This is a genomic window from Kushneria phyllosphaerae (assembly GCF_900312995.1).
GTDB classification, from domain to species: Bacteria; Pseudomonadota; Gammaproteobacteria; order Pseudomonadales; family Halomonadaceae; genus Kushneria; species Kushneria phyllosphaerae.
Genome location: NZ_ONZI01000004.1, coordinates 470387 through 483688, shown reverse-complemented (window position 1 = coordinate 483688; position 13302 = coordinate 470387). Strand labels below are relative to the sequence as shown.

The following is a 13302-nucleotide window of genomic DNA, read 5'->3' as shown; positions in this document are numbered from 1 at the left end:
GACGCCCGGGTGTTTTCCCCGGGCGTTTTTGTGTCTGCAGGACAGTTTTTTGCATCTCTGTTGAAACGCTGTGGTTGCCAATCCGGCAACCCGAAAGGCGTGCTCTCGTGTTATTATCCAGCTCGTCATCAAAGTGAGGACTTTCTATGGGTGTTGTGGCCAAACGATCGTCAATGACGTTCTATACAGGCAGTGACGACCATTACAGCCATCGTGTCAGGATCGTGCTGGCCGAAAAGGGGATTTCCGTTGACATCATTGAGGTCAACGATGAGCATCGTCCGGCGGAGCTGGCCGACCTCAACCCTTATAATAGTGTGCCGACACTGATTGATCGTGATCTGGTTCTTTATGAATCCAAGGTCATGATGGAATACCTGGATGAGCGTTTTCCGCATCCGCCACTTTTGCCGGTTTACCCGGTGGCGCGTGCTCAAAGTCGACTGTGGATGCACCGTATCGAGCGTGAGTGGTGCCCCATGGTGGAGCGTATCCTGTCACCGGGTTCCAAAAAGGAAGTCGAGCAGGCGCGCAAGGAATTGCGCGAGAGCCTGATCGGTATCAGCCCGATTTTTGAAGATATCCCGTTTTTCATGAGCGAAGAATTTTCGCTGGTGGACTGCTGTCTGGCGCCTATCCTCTGGCGTTTGCCGGCACTGGGTGTTGATCTGCCCGAACAGCAGGTCAAGCCGCTGATGGGCTATATGGAAAGGCTGTTTGCGCGGGATGCCTTCCGGGCATCGCTTCTGGAGTCGGAGCGCGAGCTTCGCAGCTGATCGGATTATCGCTGCAGGTGCCGGATGGCCTGCAGTCAACAGACTGATTGATGCGCAGGGCCTTTCATTTGATGCATTCTTCAGTGAGGTGAAAACATGCATTCCAGCCGTCCCTATCTGATTCGTGCGTTGTATCAGTGGCTGCTGGACAACGACTGTACACCCTATGTCGTTGTCGATGCCGAGCGCACGGGTGTGGTAGTACCAGAGCAGTTTGTTCAAAACGGCCAGATTGTGCTCAATATCGGCCCCGGGGCTGTTCGAGAGCTTTTCATGGAAAATGACATGGTGGCCTTCAATGCTCGTTTTAGTGGCCAGCCAATGACAGTTGAATTGCCCATCGATGCCATCGTCGCCATCTATGCACGCGAAAACGGCGTGGGCATGGTCTTTGGTCAGGAGCCTGTCATGCCGGACGACGCCTCGGATGCTGCCGAGTCGGGTAGTGATGAGCTCGACGAGCGAGACTCGCATCTGGGGGCAGTGGCGAGAACGGATGAGGAAAGTGGTGAGGGTAATGATGATGACGACGATGATTCCCGTCCTCGCAAGGGACGTCCGTCTTTGAAGGTCATCAAGTAATTATCTGATACTGCGTCGCTATACCAGCGGACCCGCCATGAAGGCGGGTCCGTTTTTTTGCGTTGTCATTTCTTGTTTCATTGGCCGGCAGGGTGCCGAGGGATCTAGACGCCCAGATACTCGAAGGCCTTGACGATGCGCTCCACACCACCGGTCTGTGATGCAAGCTGCACAAGGTAGTCGGCCTCGCCGGCGCGCACCATTCCCATCAGATACACCGTGCCATTTTCAGTCAGGACCCTGATTCGGTCACTGTTGATGCGATTGCTGGCAGTAATGCGTGCCTTCACGCGTGAGGTGATCCAGGTATCCTGCAGGCGCTGCTGCGTCGAGCTGTTGGGGCCAATGCTCAGCTCATTGCGAACATGGCGAACCCCTTCGGGGTGCGTGGCAAGTTCACCTGCCTGCTCCTTCAGGACATCACTGCCCACCTGACCTGTCAGCAGCACAAAGCCGTTATACACGTCGACATTGATGTGAGTGTCATCAAGGCTGTCGTTGGCACGGATAGCGTCCCATAGCGTACGGGCAATACGGGTGTCCTGATCGATCGCGTAGCTGGTGCGGGTGCCGTAGCCGCTACCACCGGTAACGGTGCTGCAGCCGCTAACGGAAAGCATGACGCCCAGCAGGAGGGCGCCTGTGAACCTGGAGAGTGAGCGCTTATTCATTGCTGCCAAAGAGTTGGTGGTCGATTAAATCGCACAGACAGTGAATGACCAGCAGGTGCACTTCCTGAATGCGGGCTGTGACGGTTGCAGGTACCCGAATCTCGCAGTCTTCCTGGCCCAGCAGAGACGCCATGTTGCCACCGTCACGACCGGTCAGGGCGACGACGATCATGTCACGGTCATGGGCGGCCTGAATGGCCTGGATGACGTTGGCGGAGTTACCGCTGGTCGAAATGGCCAACAGAACATCGCCGGGTTGGCCCAGCGCTCGAATCTGTTTGGAGAAGACGTCGTTGTAGCTGTAATCGTTGGCAATCGAGGTGATGGTCGAAGAGTCCGTGGTCAATGCCAGCGCCGGCAGACTCGGACGTTCGCGTTCAAAGCGATTGAGCAGTTCAGAAGAGAAGTGCTGGGCGTCGCCCGCGCTGCCTCCATTGCCACACGTCAGGATCTTGCCGTCGTTGATCAGGCTCTGGACCATGGTCTGACTGGCCGCTTCGATGAATGGTGGCAGGACCTCGCTCGACCAGGTCTTGACGTCGATGCTGGCGTTGAAGTGATCGATGATGCGTGATTGAAAGTCCATGGCACTCTTCAAATTGTCGATGGCGTTGTCTTTCTGCGACTGCACGGCAGACATCAGAAAGCGTCAAAGGCACTTTTGATCCATTCAAAGTGCAGGCGCTCGGGAGGTTCTCCCGTAACGCCTACCGCATCAAAGCGGCAGGGGCATGATAACCGCTTGTCGAGCAGATAAAAACGCGCCGCCCGGATCAGCCTGCGCTGCTTGGCAGGTGTAATGGTTTCAAGCGGGGAGCCATGAGAGGCACTGGCGCGATAGCGGACTTCAATAAAGACCAGATAGTCACCATCGCGCATGATGAGATCGGTTTCGCCGCCGCGGATCTGCTGATTGCGGGCAATCATGCTCAGGCCCTGCTGCTCAAGCCACTGCGCGGTCAACGACTCGATGTCGTGACCGCGCTGGCGACTGCTGAAGGGTCGAAATGCCACGATAAATCAGGGCAGCGACGGCTGACCGTTGCGAAACATCGCCCAGGGCAGGGTGCGCACGATCCGACCATCCTGTCCGGGGGCGAGCCTGCCGGTGGCGCCGTAGAGTTCAAACCCGCCAATGGCGCTCATGACCGGCAGTCGGCGTGCCAGCTCAAAGGCATCCACGCCCATGGCGTGAAGCTTGATCAGTGCCGGCTGGTCGTCCTTGATCAGACGCTCACGGGTCGATTCAAAGGGCAGAGCATCGCTGCCGCCCGCGGCGGCTTCGGGGATCAGCCAGGGAATGTCCACAAACATCACATCATCAAGGTCGTGATCCAGCCTGGGCTGGGGTGCCCCTTCATAGGCGTGAGATGTCGCATAGATGGGCAGGTTCGCGGCGTTGTAATAATCCAGTGTCGGGGGGACCTGGCGAGCATAGCCGGGCAGGGCCAGCAGGAAAAGCATGTCGGGCCGGCCGCGGCCGCCATTAAGGACGGATTTGACCGCGGACGTCGCAGAAGCGGAGGGATCGTAATTCTGGACGCTGACCAGATCACCGCCTTCCTGCTGCCACTCCTTCTGGAAGGCGCCCAGCACGCGGCTACCCCATTCATTGTCAGGGACCATGACGCCGGCCTTATGGTGGCCGTCTAGCTGGCCACGCTGGGCGGCCTGGCGTGCTTCATCCTCGGCCGAGAGACCGTACTGGAACAGATTGCGGGCGGTGTTGTGGTCGTGCGTACCGTAATTGAGCGCCAGCGTCGGCAGCGCAACCCCGTCACGGGTTTCCAGCTGTGACACCTGCTCCTTGCTTAGCGGGCCGATCACGGCCTGGGCGCCTTCCATGGTAGCGCGTGCATAAAGGCTTTCGATGTCCTGGCCGGTAGTGTCGTAAAACACCAGCTCGGGAATCTGGCCGCCCTGACTTCGAACGTCGTCGGCGCGGGTTTCGATGCCTTCACGAATCGCGGTAGCAATGGATTCCAGCGGGCCGCTCTGAGGTAAAAACACCGCAATCTTGCGAATTTCCTGATCACGGATCTCGTCCAGCGCACCCAGGTCAGTAGGCAGACGGCGCGAGGCGGGGTGACGAGCGTTATTGGACTGCCACTGGCTGATGGCGTCGGTCAGGGCGCCGATGTTGGCACCCTGTCGGCGCTGCAGTTGTGCAAGTTCAACCCAGCCGGCCGCAACGCTGCCCTGGCCTGCCAGTTGATCGAGCTGGCCCGGATCAAGGCGATTGAGCTGGCGCCAGATGGTGTCATTGAGCTGGGTATCGTCCGTGCGCTGCTGCAGGGCGATCAGCGTCTGTGCTGCGTCAAACGGCTGATTATTCATGGCCTGGGCCAGGCCGCGGCGCTCAAGCAGTATATTGCGTTCATTGTCCGGCAGCGCCATGGCGCTATCCACGATACCTGTGGCCTCAAGCGCCGTCTGTGGGTCCTGCAGTTCCAGCGCGGCGCGCGATGTCAGCAGGGCCCAGCGAATCTGCTGGTCGTTGGGCAGTACGGAGCGGTCAAGCGCATTGGCCACTTCCAGTGCGCGAGCATTGTCGCCCTGGCGCTGTAGCAGCTCGGCGGCCTGAAGGCGTGTGGCAGCGGCTTCGCTGCCCTGTTGCTGCTGGGCCTGGCTCAGAAGATCGTCAGAGGACAGACCGCCAAAGCGATCGACAATGCCTGATGTGCCGGCACAGCCTGCCAGTGTCAGTGCCACCATGGCCGCGCCGGCCAGTCTGGTAAGTGATGTTCGCATGCCTGGACATTTCCTTTTCTTGCCGGTCTCCATGATGGCGCCACAGCGTGGCGTCAGCGAACTGCACGGCGTACCATGCAGCTCCAGTCGAGCCTGTACCGTTTTTGGTCATGACACAGGCAAATCCGAAAGCAATAACGCGTCCGAACCAGCGTAGTGTGATGACATGAATAGTTTTAACAAGGGCGCATTGTACGTGGTTGCCACGCCGATTGGTAACCTTGATGACCTCTCCAGACGTGCCATGGATACCCTGGCACAGGCCGATCTGGTTGCGGCTGAAGATACCCGTCACAGCGTGCGCCTGCTCGATCATATCGGGGTGCGGGTGCCTCTGATGTCCCTCCACGAACACAACGAAACCTCGCGCATTGAGCGTATCAAGCAGGCCCTCGATGACGGGCAGCGGGTTGCTCTGATCAGTGATGCCGGCACGCCGCTGATTTCAGACCCCGGCTATCGTCTGGTGCAGGCGCTGCGAGACGCCGACTACACCGTCATTCCCATTCCCGGGCCGAGTGCGCTGATTACGGCGCTGAGTGCTGCAGGGTTGCCGACAGAACGGTTTCTGTTTGAGGGTTTTTTACCGGCCAAAAGCGCCGGGCGACGCCAGCGGTTGAGTGATGTCGTGGAACTGCCGGTGACGCTGGTGCTGTATGAATCGCCGCACCGGATTCGCCAGCTGCTGGAAGATATCGAGACCGTGTTTGGTGAGCGCCATCTGGTGATCGCACGAGAGCTGACCAAAACCTTTGAAACCTTTTTACAGGGCACGGCGCGCAGTCTCCTTGAGCGCATGGCAGAAGATGCCGACCAGATGCGCGGTGAGTTCGTGGTCATGATGGCGCCGGCACCGGAGAAGGCGCACGCCGACGTTGGTCAGGTCGATGGCGATCAGCTGTTGTCGTCGCTTCTGGACGAGGGCGTAGGGGTCAAGCAGTCGGCAAGTGTGGCAACCCGCATCCTGGGCGGGCGCAAGAGTGACTGGTATCAGCGTGCGCAGCAGCTCAAGGACGATAGACCCTCTTGAAGGGATGCCCTTGACAGGCGAACTTCGTAAGTAATTGTTGCCAGGGCGTCACCAATGGCTGTGCACAAGGATAAAAATGGTTAACGCGCTTGGACCCGGGGGCCGGCACTGATATTCTTGCGCGCTTGGGAGTCGGCCGGACAGTCGCCGCCAGACCTTCGGGTCAGGGGGAGGAAAGTCCGGGCTCCATAGGGCAGGATGCCAGGTAACGCCTGGGCGGCGCGAGCCGACGGAAAGTGCAGCAGAGAGTAGACCGCCCAAGCGGTGCCGATACTCTCGGTACCGACGGCAAGGGTGAAAGGGTGCGGTAAGAGCGCACCGCACGCCTGGCAACAGGTCGTGGCATGGTAAACCCCATCCGGAGCAAGACCGAATAGGAACCCATTGGCGTGGCCCGCGTCGGGTTCGGGTAGGTTGCTTGAGGCGTTCGGTGACGAACGCCCTAGAGGAATGACTGTTCTCGACAGAACCCGGCTTACAGGCCGACTCCCACCTGTTTTCTTCTTGAAACATCCCTTGAGTCCTCATGAATCAGACCCCAGGTATCCGGCAAGACCACAAGCATGAAAGCGTCCTGCTTGAGGGTGCCGTCGATGCCCTCGTTCAGCGGCCGGACGGCCTCTATCTGGACGGCACCTTCGGGCGTGGCGGGCATTCCCGCGCCATCCTTGATCGTCTGGATGATCAGGGCCGTCTTGTCGCCATCGACCGGGACCCCGAGGCGCTGGCCGCAGCCGCCACCATCGAGGATTCGCGATTTTGCATCGCACGCGCCACCTTCGCGGATCTGGGCGACGTGGCACGCCAGCAGGGCGTACATGGCAGACTCTCCGGCATCCTGCTGGATGTGGGTGTCTCTTCTCCCCAGCTTGATGATGCCAGTCGAGGCTTTAGCTTCATGCGCGACGGCCCGCTCGATATGCGCATGGATCCCGATGCCGGCATCAGCGCCGCCCAGTGGATTGCCGAAACGCCCGAGCGCGAGATGGCCGACGTTTTCAAGCGTCTGGGCGAGGAGCGTTTTGCCAAACGCCTGGCGCGCGCTGTGGTCACGCAGCGCAAGGAAGCGCCCATTACCCGTACCGTAGAACTTGCCGAGCTTTTAAAGACGGCGCATCCGGCATGGGAAAAGGGGCGTCATCCTGCCACTCGTGCCTTTCAGGCCATTCGTATTCATCTCAATGATGAGCTGGGCCAGCTTGAGCGTGCCCTGGATGCCGCGCTTGAGGCGCTGGCGCCGGGGGGGCGTCTGGTGGTGATCAGCTTTCATTCGCTGGAAGACCGCCTGGTCAAACGCTTTATTCGTGACAAGTCTCGAGGCGATCAGCATCTGCCACGCCATATGCCGCTGCGCGAGGATCAGATCCAGCGGGACATGGCGCCTGTAGGCAAGGCCATTCGTCCGGATGAGCAGGAAACCGGACTCAACGTCCGTGCCCGCAGTGCGGTCATGCGCGTGGCGCGCAAGCTGGGGCAGGAGGGCTAGTCATCATGGCGGAACGCACCCCGGGCTCAACGTCGCGCGGACAATGGCAGTGGCCCTTTCGTCTTCGCCTGACCTTCATGCATGGCGTGATTCTGGTGCTGTTGCTGCTGGTTATCCTTTCAGCGCTGGGCGTCATCAGCACGGCCTACCATACGCGCTCCCAGTATGCGCGCCTTCAAACCATGGAGCATCGGCACGACCAGCTTCAAACGGTCTGGAGCCGCCTGCTGCTGGAAGAAAGCACCTGGTCGACCCCTTCACGTATCGAAAATCTGGCCCGCGATCGCCTTGAGATGCACGTGCCGGATGTCCACCACACCAGAGTCATGCGGCCATGAGTGAACAAAACCGCCGTGTCGGGCGTAATGCACGCATGTATGGGGGCGATACGGCGGCAAGCCATGTGGCCGCCATGCCGATCTGGCGCTATCGGTTCGTACTCGCCATCATTTTCGTGGCCATGGCAGTACTGGTAGGGCGCATTGTTTATTTGCAGGTGTTTGACCATCAGTTCCTTCAGGGGCAGGGCGACTCCAGAACCATTCGTGTGCAGAACATCGATGCTCACCGCGGCATGATCACCGACCGCGATGGCGAACCGCTGGCCGTGTCCACGCCGGTTGTCACCCTCTGGGCAAATCCCGGCGATCTTCCAGAGGATCCGGTCCAGCTGACCCGTCTGGCCAAGGCACTGGATGAGTCACCCTCTGATTTCATGGCGCGCGTGAAAAACTACCGCGGCAAGGAATTCATGTACCTCAAGCGTCGCGTCACGCCCGAGCCTGCCAGCCGTGTGCTGGCGCTCGATATTCCCGGCGTGCACGGTCGTCATGAGTACAAGCGCTACTATCCGGCCGGCGAAGTCACTTCGCAGCTGGTCGGCATGACCAACATTGATGATCACGGTCAGGAAGGGCTCGAGCTGGCCTTTGACCGCTATCTGTCAGGGCTGCCGGGGCAGCGACGCGTGCTGCAGGATCGCAAGGGACAGCTGGTACGCGATTTGCACATGATCCGGGAAGCGCATCCGGGTGGTGACGTGACGCTGTCGGTCAACCTTCGCTTGCAGTATCTGGCCTATCGCGAGCTCAAGGCGGCTGTCAACGAGCACAATGCTGATAGCGGCACCCTTGTGATGATGGATGCCCATACGGGGGAAGTGCTGGCCATGGTCAGTCTGCCCTCCTATAACCCCAATAACCGCACCAGTGTAGACCCGGCGGGACTGCGCAATCGTTCGCTGACCGATGCCTTTGAACCTGGTTCTGTCATGAAGCCGCTGGCCATGAGCGCAGGGCTTGAGTCAGGCAAGTTCACGCCGGATACGCCGATGGATACCAGCCCCGGCTGGATGATGGTGGATGGCTATACCATCAAGGATACCCGCAATTTCGGCAAGCTGGACATGACCGGGGTCATCACCCACTCCTCCAATATCGGCATGACCCACATGGCGCTGGCGCTTCCCGATGATGCGATCTGGAACGTTTATGACAGCATGAAGCTGGGCCATCCCACGGGCCTTGGTTTTCCCGGCGAAGCCACCGGCAGCCTGCCCTCACCGTTTAGCTGGTCAAAGGCCAAGCGGGCCACGCTTTCTTATGGGTATGGACTGTCGGTCAATGCGGTACAGCTGGCCAGTGCCTATACGGCGATTACCAACGATGGCAAGCAGGTGCCGCCTTCGCTGCTCAAGCTGAACAAGCCGCCGGAAGGCCATCGGGTGATGTCGTCCAAGACGTCCCACGAGCTGATCCGCATGATGGAAACGGTGGTGGAGCCGGGCGGTGGTGGCACGCGCGCTGCACTGGAAGGCTATCGGGTGGCCGGCAAGACCGGTACCGTCAGAAAGATCGGCAATACCGGTTATCAGAAAGAGGCCTATCGCTCCAACTTTGTCGGCATTGCACCGGCGAGCAATCCTCGGATCGTGACCGTGATTTCAATCGATAATCCGAAGGGCAAGGAGTATTACGGTGGCCTGGTGGCTGCGCCCATCTTTGCCCGGGTGGCCGGCAACGCGCTGCGCCTTCTGGATGTTCCTCCCGACGATCAGAGCAAGGAGTCGCCTGGTGCCTGATTTGCCGACCAGCACGCTGGCCAATGCCATTGCCACGCTCTGGCCCGACATTGGCATGTTGCCCCTGTCAGACGATGCCCGACTGGTGCTGGATTCACGTCATGTTCAACCCGGTGATGTTTTTGTGGCCCTGCCGGGAACGCGCGTTGATGGGCGTCAGTACATCGATCAGGCGCGCGAGCGAGGTGCCGCGCTGTCTCTGGTAGCACCGCCATGGCAGGAAGAGGCCAGGGATATCGTCGTGCTTGAGGCGCTGCCCGAACGACTGGGTCAGCTGGCGTCCCTGGTCATGGGCGTGCCGGCCTCGCTTGAGCAGATCGCCGTAACCGGGACCAACGGCAAGAGTTCGGTAACGCATTACATCGCGGCGCTCAGTGAAGCACTCGAAACGCCTGCAGGGCTTGTAGGTACGCTGGGCAGCGGTCGCCCCGGTGCGCTCAACCATGCCGGGCTTACCACGCCGGATGCCATTTCCCTGCAGCAGCGTCTGCGGGAACTGGCGCTGGCCGGTGCCGAACGTGTAGCCCTTGAAGCGTCCTCTCATGCGCTCGATCAGCATCGCCTGAGCGGCTGTCATATCCGGGCGGCGGTCTTTACCAATCTGAGTCGTGACCACCTGGATTATCACCCCGGCATGGCCGCCTATGCGGCTGCCAAGGCGCGCCTCTTTCAGCGGTCCGAGCTCGAGCTCGCCGTCGTCAACGCTGACGATGCCCTGGCCCGACTGATGCTGGCAGGTGTGCCCAAAAGGGCGAAAGTGCTGAGGGTCGGCAGTCAGGACGATCATGATTTTCAGGTACGTCGCTGGCAGGCGAAACGCCTCGGTCTCGAGGCAAGTGTCATGACACCGGAAGGTGAGCGGACAGTGCAGCTGCCGTTGATGGGCCGCTTTAATCTGGATAATGTGCTGCTGGCTATCGCGACCCTGTATGGCCTTGGCAGCCCGCTGGAGGCGCTACTAAAGGCGGCCGGGCAACTGACCCCCGTGCCGGGACGCATGCAGCTGCTGGCGCGTTCCAGGGCGCCAGCAGTGGTGGTGGATTACGCTCACACGCCGGATGCGCTTCGCAACGCACTGCTGGCCCTTCGTGAGCATGTGCCGGGCAGGCTCTGGTGTGTGCTGGGGTGTGGCGGTGACCGTGACAGCGGCAAGCGTCCCCTGATGGGGGGCGTGGCAGCACTGCTTGCCGATGAAGTCGTGGTGACCGACGATAATCCGCGCAGTGAACCGCCCGAGGATATCCGCCGCATGATCATGTCGGAGATGCCACAAGGGGCGCACGTTCGCGAAGTCGCCGGGCGGGCGCAAGCCATTGCCGATGTCGTGGCCAGTGCGAGCGCGCAGGACGTTATCCTGCTGGCCGGCAAGGGGCACGAGGATTACCAGGAGATTCAGGGCGTACGCCATCCGTTCAGCGATATGGACGTGGCGTCTCTGGCACTGGAGGCCCACTGGCATGAGTGATACACCGGCCAACATCATTAAAGCACTGCGTTTGACTGCCGATGCCGTTATCGATCCGCGGGGCGATTTTGCGCGCGCAGATGCCTGTCGTATCGTGACCGACACCCGCAGCCTGCAACCGGGGGATGTGTTTCTGGCCCTTCGTGGTGAGCGCTTCGATGGTCATGACTTTCTCGAAATGGCCCGGGACCGGGGCGCCATTGCGGTCATTGTCGATGCGCCGGGCACGACCGGCATTGCGCAACTGGTCGTTGCCGACACGCGGCTGGCACTCGGACTGCTGGCGCGTCATCACCGTCTTCAGTGGCAGGGCCGGCTGGCGGCCATTACGGGCAACAGTGGCAAGACCACCGTGCGCGCCCTGTGTGAAGCGATCCTGTCGCGCAGTGCGCCAACCCACGCCACCCGCGGCAATCTCAATAACGATATCGGGGTGCCACTGACGCTTTTGCAGCTGGATGATCGATGTCAGCAGGCAGTCATCGAAGCCGGTGCCAACCATACCGGCGAAATTGCCTGGACGACGGCGCTGGCAGGCCCGGATGTGGTGCTGATCAATAATGTCACTGACGCCCATATCGGTGAGTTTGGCAGCGCCGGCCATATCGCTCAGGCCAAGGCGGAAATCCTGTCAGGACTATCGACAGAGGGCGTGGCGGTCCTTAATCGTAACGATCGTTTTTATACCGTCTGGGCGGCGCTGGCCTCTCAGCATGACATTCTGGATTTCGGGATTGATGTGCCCGCCCGCGTTCAGGCCATCGACATGGTCAGTGATGAAGGGTTTTATCAGTTTACGCTCACCATCGATGGCGATGCGCTGGGGCGAGTAGCGCTGCCGCTGATGGGGCGACATAACGTCATGAATGCGCTGGGTGCCGCCGCCGTGGCGCATGCCATGGACTGTGAGCCTGCGTGCATACTGGCAGGACTGAACGGAGCCGAGGGCGTGGCCCGGCGAATGGTGATGATCGTAGGCATTCGCGGTGCCACGCTGATCGATGACAGCTACAACGCCAACCCCGGTGCCATGCGCGCCTCACTGGATACTCTGGCGCAGCGGCCCGGACCCAGGTGGTGCTTTCTGGGTGCCATGGGCGAGCTGGGGCGTTACAGCGCGCAGGCCCATGAGGCGCTGGGTCAGTATGCCCGCAATCTCGATATTGATCATATGGTCACGATTGGCGAGCCTGCCAGAGCGATATCAACGGCCTTTGGTGAGCGCGGACGCCATTTCGATGACTGGGCATCACTGATCGAGTTTGCACATCACGCGCTGCCTGCAAATGCCAGCGTGCTGATCAAGGGATCCCTCAGTGCCGGGATGGACCGTCTGGTCAACGCACTTCGATCAGAATCTTCAGGTGATTACTCATAATGTTGCTTTTTCTTGCCGAACTGCTGTCTTCCTTTCAAACCAGCTTCAGCGTTTTTGGTTATCTGACCCTGCGAATGATTCTGGCCACGCTGACGGCACTTCTGCTGTCATTGATGATCGGCCCCTGGGTCATTCGCCGTCTGGTCGCCGGTCAGATCGGTCAGGCCATTCGTGACGACGGTCCGCAATCGCATCTGTCCAAGGCCGGTACGCCCACCATGGGCGGCGTCATGATCTTGTTGTCGATTGCCATCTCCACGCTGCTGTGGGCGGATCTGGGCAATCACTATGTCTGGCTGGTGCTGCTGGTAACGCTGGGCTTCGGGGCGATCGGCTGGGTCGATGACTATCGCAAGGTGGTCGAAAAGAACCCTCGTGGGCTGCCGGCCAAATGGAAATATTTGTGGCAGTCGGTGATCGGGCTGGCTGTAGCCGTGGCCCTCTATGCCACGGCGGCGTCTCCTGTAGAAACCAGTCTGATCGTGCCCTTTTTCAAGAGTGTCGTGATTCAGCTGGGGCCCTTTTTTATTTTGCTGACGTATCTGGTCATCGTGGGCAGCTCCAATGCTGTCAACCTGACCGATGGGCTGGATGGACTGGCCATCATGCCGACCGTGCTGGTGGCCATGGGGCTGGGCGTTTTTGCCTACGCCAGTGGTAACGCCATGTTTGCCGAGTATCTTCACATTCCCTCGGTGCCCGGCGCCGGTGAAATGGCCGTATTTTGCGGCACCATCATTGGCGCAGGGCTGGGCTTTCTCTGGTTCAATACCTATCCCGCTCAGGTGTTCATGGGGGACGTTGGTGCACTGGCGCTCGGGGCAGCTCTGGGCGTGGTGGCCGTGGCTGTTCGACAGGAAATCGTGCTGTTCATCATGGGCGGTGTCTTTGTCATGGAGACCGTCTCGGTGATTGTGCAGGTGGCCTCCTTCAAGCTGACCGGGCGACGTGTCTTTCGCATGGCGCCGCTGCATCACCATTTTGAATTGAAGGGGTGGCCCGAGCCGCGCGTCATCATCCGCTTCTGGATCATTACCGTGGTGCTGGTCCTGCTGGGCCTGGCCACCCTGAAAATTCGCTGAC

At 60.1% G+C, this 13302-nt stretch carries 13 protein-coding genes and 1 other RNA gene; 10 read left to right on the top strand and 4 right to left on the bottom strand.

Annotated elements, in window-relative coordinates; translation table 11 throughout:
* The first annotated feature begins 146 nt into the window (after window positions 1–146).
* Complete coding sequence (gene sspA / locus KSP9073_RS15415) at window positions 147–776, top strand: stringent starvation protein SspA (RefSeq protein WP_108843838.1); 630 nt, start codon at window positions 147–149, stop codon at window positions 774–776.
* A gap of 96 nt (window positions 777–872) precedes the next feature.
* Window positions 873–1358: a ClpXP protease specificity-enhancing factor gene (locus KSP9073_RS15410; RefSeq protein WP_108843837.1), complete on the top strand. Its 486-nt coding sequence runs from the start codon at window positions 873–875 to the stop codon at window positions 1356–1358.
* A gap of 104 nt (window positions 1359–1462) precedes the next feature.
* Here KSP9073_RS15410 and KSP9073_RS15405 read toward each other — a convergent pair whose 3' ends face one another.
* From KSP9073_RS15405 to KSP9073_RS15390, 4 genes are read right to left on the bottom strand one after another with little or no spacing between them, the layout of a single operon-like run.
* Window positions 1463–1978 (bottom strand): BON domain-containing protein, encoded by a 516-nt coding sequence (locus tag KSP9073_RS15405; protein ID WP_165814276.1) that lies wholly within the window; start codon window positions 1976–1978, stop codon window positions 1463–1465.
* Between the two features lie 43 nt (window positions 1979–2021).
* Window positions 2022–2615, bottom strand: a complete 594-nt coding sequence (locus KSP9073_RS15400; protein ID WP_108843995.1) for a phosphoheptose isomerase — start codon at window positions 2613–2615, stop codon at window positions 2022–2024.
* A gap of 53 nt (window positions 2616–2668) precedes the next feature.
* A complete protein-coding gene (locus KSP9073_RS15395) occupies window positions 2669–3043 on the bottom strand; it encodes a YraN family protein (protein ID WP_108843835.1) in 375 nt (124 codons plus the stop codon).
* Window positions 3044–3049: 6 nt separating this feature from the next.
* Window positions 3050–4780, bottom strand: coding sequence for a penicillin-binding protein activator (locus tag KSP9073_RS15390; protein ID WP_108843834.1), 1731 nt, complete (start codon window positions 4778–4780; stop codon window positions 3050–3052).
* 166 nt (window positions 4781–4946) lie between these two features.
* On the opposite strand from KSP9073_RS15390, the gene rsmI reads away from it, so the two are divergent.
* The 8 genes from rsmI (at window position 4947) to mraY (ending at window position 13301) form a co-directional block, all read left to right on the top strand.
* Window positions 4947–5810, top strand: a complete 864-nt coding sequence (gene rsmI / locus KSP9073_RS15385; RefSeq protein WP_108843833.1) for a 16S rRNA (cytidine(1402)-2'-O)-methyltransferase — start codon at window positions 4947–4949, stop codon at window positions 5808–5810.
* Window positions 5811–5938: 128 nt separating this feature from the next.
* An RNA gene (gene rnpB / locus KSP9073_RS15380) (RNase P RNA component class A) lies at window positions 5939–6304 on the top strand.
* Window positions 6305–6336: 32 nt separating this feature from the next.
* The gene (rsmH, locus tag KSP9073_RS15375; protein ID WP_108843832.1) at window positions 6337–7296 is read left to right on the top strand and encodes a 16S rRNA (cytosine(1402)-N(4))-methyltransferase RsmH; all 960 of its coding nucleotides are present in this window, start codon (window positions 6337–6339) and stop codon (window positions 7294–7296) included.
* Window positions 7297–7301: 5 nt separating this feature from the next.
* A complete protein-coding gene (gene ftsL / locus KSP9073_RS15370; protein ID WP_108843831.1) occupies window positions 7302–7634 on the top strand; it encodes a cell division protein FtsL in 333 nt (110 codons plus the stop codon).
* Window positions 7631–9376, top strand: a complete 1746-nt coding sequence (locus KSP9073_RS15365) for a peptidoglycan D,D-transpeptidase FtsI family protein (RefSeq protein ID WP_108843830.1) — start codon at window positions 7631–7633, stop codon at window positions 9374–9376. The genes ftsL and KSP9073_RS15365 overlap by 4 nt, the downstream gene beginning before the upstream one ends.
* A gap of 55 nt (window positions 9377–9431) precedes the next feature.
* Complete coding sequence (locus KSP9073_RS15360) at window positions 9432–10841, top strand: UDP-N-acetylmuramoyl-L-alanyl-D-glutamate--2,6-diaminopimelate ligase (protein WP_243409268.1); 1410 nt, start codon at window positions 9432–9434, stop codon at window positions 10839–10841.
* A complete protein-coding gene (locus KSP9073_RS15355) occupies window positions 10834–12219 on the top strand; it encodes a UDP-N-acetylmuramoyl-tripeptide--D-alanyl-D-alanine ligase (protein ID WP_108843828.1) in 1386 nt (461 codons plus the stop codon). The genes KSP9073_RS15360 and KSP9073_RS15355 overlap by 8 nt, the downstream gene beginning before the upstream one ends.
* Window positions 12219–13301: a phospho-N-acetylmuramoyl-pentapeptide-transferase gene (gene mraY, locus KSP9073_RS15350; RefSeq protein WP_108843827.1), complete on the top strand. Its 1083-nt coding sequence runs from the start codon at window positions 12219–12221 to the stop codon at window positions 13299–13301. Before KSP9073_RS15355 ends, mraY begins: the two co-directional genes overlap by 1 nt.
* Window position 13302 lies beyond the last annotated feature (1 nt).